Annotated in this window: 6 protein-coding genes and 1 tRNA gene; 2 read left to right on the forward strand and 5 right to left on the reverse strand. The window is 68.2% G+C overall.

Annotated features, from left to right (window positions below):
* Positions 1 to 203 precede the first annotated feature (203 nt).
* From AC08OJ_RS15700 to nifJ, 4 genes are all read right to left on the reverse strand, one after another.
* Positions 204 to 890: a response regulator gene (locus AC08OJ_RS15700; protein WP_476596109.1), complete on the reverse strand. Its 687-nt coding sequence runs from the start codon at positions 888 to 890 to the stop codon at positions 204 to 206.
* Positions 887 to 2,023, reverse strand: a complete 1,137-nt coding sequence (locus tag AC08OJ_RS15705) for a sensor histidine kinase (protein ID WP_476596110.1) — start codon at positions 2,021 to 2,023, stop codon at positions 887 to 889. Before AC08OJ_RS15705 ends, AC08OJ_RS15700 begins: the two co-directional genes overlap by 4 nt.
* 127 nt (positions 2,024 to 2,150) lie before the next feature.
* Positions 2,151 to 2,750 (reverse strand): heme-binding beta-barrel domain-containing protein, encoded by a 600-nt coding sequence (locus tag AC08OJ_RS15710; protein WP_476593757.1) that lies wholly within the window; start codon positions 2,748 to 2,750, stop codon positions 2,151 to 2,153.
* Positions 2,751 to 2,970: 220 nt separating this feature from the next.
* Positions 2,971 to 6,492, reverse strand: coding sequence for a pyruvate:ferredoxin (flavodoxin) oxidoreductase (nifJ, locus tag AC08OJ_RS15715; RefSeq protein WP_476593756.1), 3,522 nt, complete (start codon positions 6,490 to 6,492; stop codon positions 2,971 to 2,973).
* Between the two features lie 217 nt (positions 6,493 to 6,709).
* Here nifJ and AC08OJ_RS15720 point away from each other — a divergent pair, with 217 nt between their 5' ends.
* On the forward strand, positions 6,710 to 7,678 hold the full coding sequence (locus AC08OJ_RS15720) for a ParA family protein (protein WP_476593755.1): 969 nt from the start codon (positions 6,710 to 6,712) through the stop codon (positions 7,676 to 7,678).
* Positions 7,679 to 7,891: 213 nt separating this feature from the next.
* Positions 7,892 to 7,976, forward strand: a tRNA-Leu gene (locus tag AC08OJ_RS15725).
* On the opposite strand, the gene AC08OJ_RS15730 is transcribed toward AC08OJ_RS15725, so the two are convergent.
* A complete protein-coding gene (locus AC08OJ_RS15730; protein WP_476596112.1) occupies positions 7,941 to 9,623 on the reverse strand; it encodes a recombinase family protein in 1,683 nt (560 codons plus the stop codon). The two genes, AC08OJ_RS15725 and AC08OJ_RS15730, sit on opposite strands and share 36 nt — an antisense overlap.
* Between the last annotated feature and the right edge of the window lie 413 nt (positions 9,624 to 10,036).

Genomic DNA, 10,036 nt, shown 5'->3' on the forward strand with positions numbered 1-10,036 from the left:
GGAACTGGCATTGAGACTCATCTGGTCATGCTCTCGTCGGCCATGACCCGATTGTGGCGATCGAGGTGGCGCGGCTCATCGGTGGAAGGGCCTGAGCCGAGTCGGCCGATCATCCGACCGCAAGGCCGTACTTTTGGCCGATGAGATCCGTGTCTGGCCGATGAGATCCGTGTCGGCCGCGCTGAACTTCGGTCACCCGCGTGTCATCGTCCGCGAGCGCTATCGGGCCCGAATCGGTTGGTAACGCGCTTGGTCTCGTAGGCCCACATGGCGATCTCGACGCGGTTGCGGGCGCCGAGCTTAGCCATGAGGCTGGCGATGTGGGTCTTGACGGTGCTGAGGGTGATGTGGAATTCGCCGGCGATCTCGCTGTTGGTGCGCCCACGTGCCACGGTGGCGAGGATCTGCTCTTCTCGGTCCGTGAGCGGCTCGACGGGTTGCACCGGCGGTGCGGCTGGCCCGGCGTCGGCGAAGGCCTCGAGTAGTCGCGCGGTGATGCTCGGGGCGATGAGCGCGTCGCCGCCCGCGGCGGCGTGGACGGCCTGGGCGAGCAGGTCAGGGCCGGCGTCTTTGAGCAGGAAGCCCCGGGCGCCGGCTCTGAGGGCAGCGTAGACGTAGTCATCGAGATCGAAGGTCGTGATAACGACGACGGCGAGGGGGTCGTCGACAGTCGGTCCGGCGAGACAACGGGTGGCTTCGATGCCGTCCAGGCCGGGCATCCGAATGTCGAACAGGCAGACATCGGGGCGTAGGCGCTGTGCGAGCTCCACGGCTCGCCGCCCGCCAGCAGCCTCGCCGATGACCTCGATGCCCGGTTGGGCGTCGAGGATCATCCGGAGCCCGGTACGGACGATTTCCTGATCGTCGGCGATGATCACTCGGATGCTCATGTCGCCCAGCCTGTTCGAGGGAGCGCGACCGTCACGGTCCAGCCTCGATCGGGGGCCGGGCCAGCTGCGCAGGTGCCGCCGAGCAGGTGAGCACGTTCGATCATGCCGGTGAGCCCGTAGCCCGGTGGCGCGGTCGGGCGGGTGGTGCTGGTGTCGCCGTCGTTGCTCACGCGTAGGTGCACCATCGTGTCGTCGGCGGCGACGCGGACCTCGATACACGAGGCGTGACGAGCATGTCGTCGGGCGTTGGTGACCGACTCCTGGGCGAGGCGGTAGATCGCGGCACCGACCGATGGAGGAAGGTCGTCGAGGTCGCCGAGGATCTCCACGTCGACAGACGGACCGGCACGGTCGCGGCTCGCGAGCTGTTCGAGATCGGCGATCTCCGGGCTGGGCGCCAGGTCCGCCGGTTGGTTCCGGCGCAGGACGCGGACCACGGCGCGCATCTCGGCCAGCGTGCGCGACGCCTCGGCCTCGATCACGCGGAGTGCCTCGGTCGCGGCTTCCGGTCGCGATGCCGATGTCGCAAGGCCCGCCTGGGCGCGGATCACAATCGCCGAGACGTGATGAGCGACAGTGTCGTGCAGGTCGCGGGCCAGCCGTTCGCGTTCGAGCAGCTTGACCTGGTTGAGCTCACGGATCCTCGCCCTGGCCCGGTACCGGGACGCTCCGCCCAGTGCGGCGGCCGCGGACAAGACGGCGAATCCGGCGATCGCGTCGGCGACGCTGAGGTAGCCGAGGACCATCGAGAGGCAGACCTTGGCAATCAGGATCAGCGAGCCGATCACGGCCTCGCGCCCTGACCCCCACCGGTACAACGAGTACGGCAACACGAGCACATACACGATCACCTGCAGTTTTGGCTCGCCACCAGTCACCAGGGAGACCAGGCCGGCGGTGACGAAGACGATCGCGACCATCAGCAGCGGTCTGGTCCGGCGCCACAACAACGTGGGCAGCAACCCGACAGCGAGAATCACCGAGACGGCCCGCCATGGAACGTCCGGTCGCAGAACTCCTTCGAGCACCGCGACCGGCGCGAGCACCCCCACGAGTGCCCAGTCCCGCCACACCCGCGACGGCGGGCGGGGAGGAGGAGGCTCGTCCCACACCGAGCGAAGAAGGGCGTGCACCCAATCACGGTACGAGAACCGATGCCGCTCCTGATCGGCCGAAAGTACGAGGCACACACTTCGCTCGGTGCGCCGGGCGGCTAAGCCGATAAGCCGAGCGGCTGAGCCAAGCGGTTAAGCCGGGCGGCTAAGCGTCGGACAGGCGCCGCAGCACGTTGCGGTCCGTATGGGCGACCGGGTCAGACACCCGCTCGTGATCGATGGTGGTCGTGGAGGTGTAGGCGAAGCTCCCGTTATCGGTGACGGTGATGCTCACCTCGTAGCGGATGCTGTTCGCCGCGCGAGCCAGGTAGGGGTTGGACAGGATACCGTATGTGGGGGAGCCGGCCTGCGCCCGCAGGGTGAAGTCGGTCGCGTCCGGCGCCACGGCACCACCAGCGATCAGGACTGTACCGCGGGGCACCATGAAGCACCGCATGACGTGGCCGAGATCGGCGTCCCACAGCCAGTAGCCGATCTCAGTGTGGAACGCCTTCTCCTCGCCGGCCCGCCACGCGGCCATGTGGTAGTCGAGGCCGTAGAGACACTGCGGGCCGTTGTCCACGGGACCGAAGGGCTTGAAGGTGACCCTCTCGCGGTACGGGGTCTCGATAATCGTGCCCTCGGCGTTGCCGAAGGCAACGTCCACCCCCTGGTTGCCCTCCCACTCACCGGCCAGGGCCGCCAACGGACCGAACTCCGGGCCGGCTTTTCCCGTCTCCCCAGTCTTTCCCGTCTTTTCCGTCAAGGCGAACCCTCCTTGGGCGAGGAACCATCTATAGCCGGCACAATCCCGGAACAAGCCCGGAACATCTCGACATTACTGTCAAATTCCTGCAAGCCGCTGTTGCGCGACTCTCAGGACGCGCAAGACGGCACATTCACCGTGCTCACGGACCCGCCATCAAGATCGAATATTTCACTGGTCTCATGGGGCACGGCGCCGCTTTGGTGAGCACGGCGCCGCTTCAGTTTTGCGTGGTGGTGTTGCGGGGGTGGGCGGCTTCGTGTTCGTAGGTCTGCCAGCGCCCGAGGATGTCGCGTTGGGCGAGTGCCGCGAGCTCGTCGGCTTCGTCGGGGTTGACGGTGTTGAGGAGGGTGAACCGGGACTCGGTGGCGGCGAACTCGCTGAAGGGGATGGACGGTGCCCGCGAGTCGAGGGAGAACGGCCTTTCCGCTCGGGGGTCGACCCGGTAGAGCGGCCAGTATCCCGATTTCACCGCGGCTTTCTGGTGGGCCATGCCGTCGGTCATGGTGATGCCGTGGGCGATGCAGTGGCTGTAGGCGACAATGAGGGACGGGCCGTGCCAGCTGGCCGCCTCGTTGAAGGCTTTCACCGTGTGCTGGTCGTTGGCGCCGAGGGCGACCTGCGCGACGTACACGTCGCCGTAGGCGGCGGCGAGCAGCCCAAGGTCTTTCTTGCGGGTCCGTTTGCCGCCGCCGGCGAACTTCGCGACCGCGGCGCGCGGCGTCGACTTCGACGCCTGCCCACCGGTGTTGGAGTACACCTCGGTATCGAGGACGAGCACGTTGACGTCGCGCCCCGACGCGAGCACGTGGTCGAGGCCGCCGAAGCCGATGTCGTACGCCCACCCGTCCCCACCGATGATCCACACGCTTTTGTCGACGAGGTCGTCGAGAACAGCGTCGAGGGTGGTGTCGTGGTCGACGGTGGCCAGCCGTCGGCGTAGTTCGGCCACCCGCTGGCGTTGGTCGAGGATGCCGGCCTCGGTCGACTGGTCGGCGGTGAGCAGCGCCTCGACGAGCGTGCCACCGACCGTCGCGGTCTGTGCGCGCAGCAGCCGGCGGGCCTCGCGGGCCCGGGTGTCGAGCGCGAGGCGTAGCCCGAGCCCGAACTCGGCGTTGTCCTCGAACAGCGAGTTCGCCCAGGCCGGGCCGCGGCCGTCGGTGCCCGCCGACCAGGGTGTGGTCGGCAGGTTGCCGCCGTAGATGGACGAGCATCCCGTGGCGTTCGCGACGATGATGCGGTCACCGAACAGCTGCGTGAGCAGTTTGAGGTAGGGCGACTCCCCGCAGCCGGCGCAGGCGCCGGAGAACTCGAACAGCGGCTCCCGTAGCTGCGAGCCGCGGACCGTGTCCGGTGGGGCGAGCGCCGGTGGGACCGCCGGCAGCGTTTCGCGGAACGCCCATCCGGCGCGTTCCTCCTCGAAGCGGGGTGCGGCGTCGACCATGTCCAGGGCGCGATGGCCCTCGATCTCCCGGCTCTTCGCCGGGCACGCCTCGACGCAGATGCCGCAGCCGGTACAGTCGTCCGGTGCCACCTGCACCGCGAGCCGGAACGCCGCGAGGGTGCGGTCCTTCGGCTTTTTGTGCCGGAACGACGCTGGCGCGCCGGCGAGCTGCGCCGGCTCGAACAACGTCATCCGGATGGCGGCGTGCGGGCAGGAGATCGCGCACTTGCCGCAGTCGATGCACAGGTCCGCATCCCACACCGGAAGCTCGCGGGTCAGGCCGCGTTTCTCGTACCGTGCCGTCCCGACGGGGAAGGTGCCGTCAGCCGGTAGTGCGCTGACGGGAAGCAGGTTCCCCTCCCCCGCCATGATCCGCGCCGTCACCTGCCGGACGAACGCGGGCGCCTCGCCGAGCAGCTGCCGGCGCGCCTGCCCCGTGACCACACGAGCCTGCAGGTCGACCTCGTGCAGGGCGTCGAGCGCGGCATCGATGGCGGCGAAGTTACGCTGCAGCACGGCGTCACCGCGTTTGCCGCGGGCGGCGCGGACCCCGTCCTTGACCGCCGCGATCGCCTCGTCGCGGTCCAGCAGACCGGACAGCGCCAGGAAACAGGTCTGCAGCACCGGGCTTACGATCCCGGGCATGCCGGCCTGCTTCGCCACCCGGTCGGCGTCGACGACGAACAGGCGCGCACCCCGGTCAAGCAGGTGCCGCTGCGCGTCGGCCGGCAGATAGTCCCACACCTTTTCCGGCGCATGCGGGCTGTTGAGCAGCACGGTGGCACCCGGCGCGGCCACGGCGAGCACGTCCACCCGTTCCAGCAGCGAGGACTGATGACAGCCCACATACTGGGCGTTCTGGATAAGCCATGGGGAGTCGACCGGTCGTGGCGACAGCCGCAGATGCGAGACCGTCATCGACCCCGACTTCTTGGAGTCGAACACAAAGTACGCCTGCGCGTGCAGCGGCGTGCGAGCGGCGACGATACCGGCCGTCGCCCGCGTGGCACCCACGGTACCGTCGCTACCGAGCCCGTAGAACACCGCCCGCAGCACGTCATCCGGCTCCGGGACACGGTCGTCGTCCACCTCGAGCGACAGGTCCGTGACGTCGTCGCGGATACCCACCGTCACCTCCCGACGCGGCGCCGCGCCGGCCAGCTCGTCGAACACCGCCGCCGCCATCGCCGGGGTGAACTCCTTCGACGCCAACCCGTAACGGACACCGATCACCCGCGGCATCCGCTCGGGCCGTTCCGCGAACGCGGCAACGACGTCCAGCCGCAACGGCTCACCCGACGCGCCCGGCTCCTTCGTCCGGTCCAGGACCGCGACCGACCGCACCGTCGAGGGCAGGCACGCGAGCAACGCCCGGCCGTCGAAGGGACGGAACAAGCGGACCTGGACGAACCCGACCCGCTCGCCTCGCTCGACCAGCCGGGTGACCGCCTCCCGCACCGCCGACCGACCCGACCCCATGACGACCACGACCCGCTCGGCCTCGGGATGACCCTGATACTCGAACAGGCGGTAGGCCCGGCCCGTCGCCGCGGCCAGCCGGTCCATCACCCCTTGCACAATCCCGGGAACCGCGGCGTAGAACGTGTTCGACGCCTCCCGGGCCTGGAAGAACGTGTCGGGATCCTGGGTGGTGCCCCGGATCACCGGGCGGTCGGGGGACAACGCCCGGCGGCGATGGGCATCGATATGCTCGGCCGCCAGCAGACCACCCAGCGTGCCGTCGTCGAGCAACGCCACCTCGTTCAACTCGTGCGACGTGCGGAAACCGTCGAAGAAGTGCAGGAACGGCACCCGCGACTCGAGCGTTGCCGCCTGCGCCACCGCGGCCAGGTCATGCGCCTCCTGCGGCGACGCCGAACACAGCATGGCGAAACCGGTTGACCTCGCCGCCATCACGTCGCTGTGATCACCAAAGATCGACAGTGCGTGCGTGGCCACGGTCCGGGCCGCGACGTGGAGAACCATCGGCGTGAGCTCACCGGCGATCTTGAACATGTTGGGCAGCATCAGCAGGAGACCCTGCGAGGCGGTGAACGTCGTCGACAGCGCACCCGCCTGCAACGCCCCATGCACCGCGCCGGCGGCACCACCCTCGCTCTGCAGCTGGACGACCTCGGGCACCGCACCCCACAGGTTCGGGCGGCCCTTCGCCGCCCACGCATCGGCCAGCTCCCCCATAGCCGACGCCGGGGTGATCGGATAGATCGCGATCACCTCGCTCGCCCGGTAGGCCACCAACGCGGCGGCCTCGTTCCCATCGATCGTCTTCTGACCCATGCATCCCAGACTCAGGCGTCCGGAGACGGATCGAGGGGGGACTTCCTTCCCGTCCCCGAAGGCGGAAGTCACCAGTATCCGACTCCCGGCCACGTGACCGATCCAGAAACAGCCGTAGTCTGCTGGTGAACCGGACGCGGAAGCTTGAGGGTCCGGCCGAGGAGGCACGACGTCCCTCCGCCGCCGGGCGGAGCGCGCGACCGGGAGCGAGGATGCGGTGAAGGTCGTGGCGATCGCCAGCTACAAGGGCGGGGTAGGCAAGACCACGCTCACCGCAAACATCGGCGCCGCGATCGCCCGGTTGGGGAGACGGGTACTGATGATCGACCTGGACCCGCAGGCGAACCTGACCTTCTCCTTTTACCGGCCCGAGACCTGGCGGACGGACCTCGCCGACCACCGGAGAACCGTCAAGGCGTGGTTCGAGTCGTGGCGGCCGGAGACCACCCCACCGCCCCTCGCGGGGTACGTGACCACACCGTCGATCGTCAACGCCGCCGTCGCCGCGGGCGGCGGCACGCTGGACCTGCTCGCGTCGCACCTCTCGCTCGGCGACATCGAGATGGACCTCACCGCCAGGCTGGGCGGGGCGCGGGCCCACCGGTCCACCAGGTACTACTTCGACGTCTACCAGCGGCTGGCCACCGGGCTGGCGTCCTTCTCCACGTACGACTACGACCTTGTGCTCATCGACTGCCCGCCGAACTTCGGAGTCATCACCCGGGCCGCGATCGCCGCCTGCGACCACCTGCTCATCCCGGCCCGGCCGGACAACCTGTCGACGCTGGGCATCGAACATCTGATGAGCAGACTGGGCCGGTTCGTCTGGGAGTACAACAGGGTCGCGGAGTTGCAGTCCGGGATGCATCCGGCCGTGAAACGACTCGAACCGCGGGTGCTCGGTGTTGTTCTCATGATGGTCCAGTACTACGGCGGTCGGCCGACCAGCTTCCTGCGGCCCTACATCCACCAGGCATCGAGTCTCGGACTTCCAGTGTTCGAGTCGATGCTCCACGTAAGTAACCGGAGCTTCGCCGGAGCAGCTGGAACCCAACTGCCGGCGGTGCTGTCCGCAGATCTCCCGCCCGAGGTGGCCCGGGAGCTGATCAGCCTGGTCGAGGAGTTCCTCCGGCGGGTCGGGGCGGCCAGCCGCGGGGCGGGTCCGTTACGTAGGCCCGTCGCGTAGGCGAGATCCAGAGGCCCCGGCGCCCAGCCAGTCATGATCGACATTCTCCGAGACACACCTCGAGTAGTGATCCTGCCGCTTCTCGTTCTCGTCGAAGCGGGGCAGAACTCGCAAGTCGGGACTTGATCGTCTGGTGGTCGGGGGTAGCGACAACCACCCCCTTGGAGTGTGTAACATCGCAGTCGTTCGCGGGTGAGACATCCGCGACCACCTGTCCGGGTGGCGGAATGGCAGACGCGCTAGCTTGAGGTGCTAGTGCCCTTTAACGGGCGTGGGGGTTCAAGTCCCCCCTCGGACACTCTCGTTTGTACATGATCGTTTGAGGCTGGGCTTCGGCAATCACTTGGTGGGCTCCCGGCTCGTAGATCAGCTGGAGCCCGAGCTGGGTGTAGATCTCGGCCTTGTCGGCTGGGTCGGCCTCAGCGAGGACCGTGACGATGTCGCCCATGACGGTGACGATGTCGCTGATCTCCTGTTCAGTCATGCGCTGACGGTCGGTGGTGATCCGGAGGCGGGCCTGGGCGGCGGCGCGTTCGGTGTTGGCTTTGGCGGTCCAGCGGGCGACGAGGGCGGGGTCGGCGCCGGCTTCGAGGGCGAGCCGGTAGCGCTCCAGCTTGGCGTCGCAGTCGGCGACGGCCTTCCGTGCTTGGGCGAGGTCGGCGTCACGGCCGATGTCGGTGTTGTCATCCTGGGCGGCGGTCAGGGCGGCGATGGTCACAGGGAGCCGGGGCGGGGTGAAGGCGCGGGCGAGCCAGCGGTCGAGGTGGGGGACGATGAGTTCCTCGCGGACGTAGACGCTGCAGGGGTGGTGGACGTGGTTGGCGAAGGCGTACTGGTCGGGGTAGACGCAGCGGTAGTGGGGTTTGCCGTTGTTCCAGCTGCCCTGCATCCGCCGCTGGCAGTTCCCGCAGCGCATCCGCCCACGGAGCTGGTAGGGGTGCCGGGTGCGTTTGGGCTCGCGCGGCCCGCTCGGATCAAGCTTGCGGGCGGCGTAGCGGGCTTTGACCTGGGCGAAGGTGTCGTCGTCGACCAGCGGCGGATGGACGATCGCGGCGGAGTAGATCCAGGTGTCGGGGTTGTTCCACCGCATTCGGGTCTCGTAGCCGAGGGCGACGTCCTCGACGTCGAGAAGGACCTCGTCCTTGCGCTGGCGGTTCCAGACCTGACGGCCGGTGTAGCGGGGGTTGGTCAGGATGGCACGCAGCGCCGGTTTGGACCAGGCGATACCGGTCCTATGCGGGTTGCGTGCCGGATCATGCGCTGACGGGCTGGGGATGCCGTCGGCGGTGAGTCCCTCGGCGATCGCGTACAGCCCGCGGCCTGCGGCGTACTCGGAGAAGATCCTGGCCACGATGGGGCTGGTGACCGGGTCGGGTTCCAGGACGTGGAGGCGTTTGCCGTCGGCGGCCTTGGCCGGGTTGGGGTGGGGGCCGGCGTCGGCGATGCGGTAGCCGTAGGGCGGCCGACCGCCGAGGTAGCGGCCTTCGGTCTTGGCCTGGGCTGCCATCGCGGTCCGTACCCGGATCTTGATGCGGTTCCGTTCTCCCTTCGACATGCCCCCGAACACTGACATGATCAGGTCGTGGGCTTCCGAGGTCGGGTCGACCGGCCCGCCGACCTCGGGCACCCACAGCGCGACGCGATAGTGGGTGAACAGCAGGAAGATCAGGCTGAACTGGTTGCCGTAGAACGCCCGATGCGGCTCGCCGATGACAACCGCATCGAAACCCCGATCGGGGTTCCGGAGGGCGTCGAGTAGCAGGCTGGCCTGTGGACGGCGCTTCCAGGGCAGGGACCGGGAGTGCCCGACGTCAAAGTACTCGGCGACGATCTCCCCGTGCTTCTCCGTCAGGGCTCGTGCGCGGGCGATCTGCCAGTTGCGGGAGACCTCTGGATCCTGCTGGTCTTCGGTGGAGACCCTGCCGCAGAACGCAAGTCTGATCATGGGGGCGGTCCTTTGTGGTGAGGCGACGCGGATGAGTCTGAGGTGGGCGGATCTTTCCGCGGCATGTTCGCTTCGGTCCCGGGTGTTCGGCCGGAACGGGCGGATTGTGCTGCCAGCAGGATACGCAGCAGTGCCCGTGCCGCCGAGGGGGTGAGGGTCGGCGGCCCGTCCGGGAGGAGTATGAGAAAGACCTCGTCGCCTTGGGTGTCTTGATAGTAACGTCCAGCTCCATGGGGATGCTTATCCGCCTGCCGTCCATTCAGCGCAGGTCCAGGACCGTCGGGGGACGTTTTATGGTCGACCGAGCCTTCCGCATCATCCGGGGAGCAGCCTGCGTCTTGTCCTGGCCTGATCATCGGCACGGCTTTGGCGCGGCGAAGGGATCGTCATTAAATAAGTTGATCATTTGATCT

Source organism: Frankia sp. CgKIO3 (assembly GCF_977946435.1).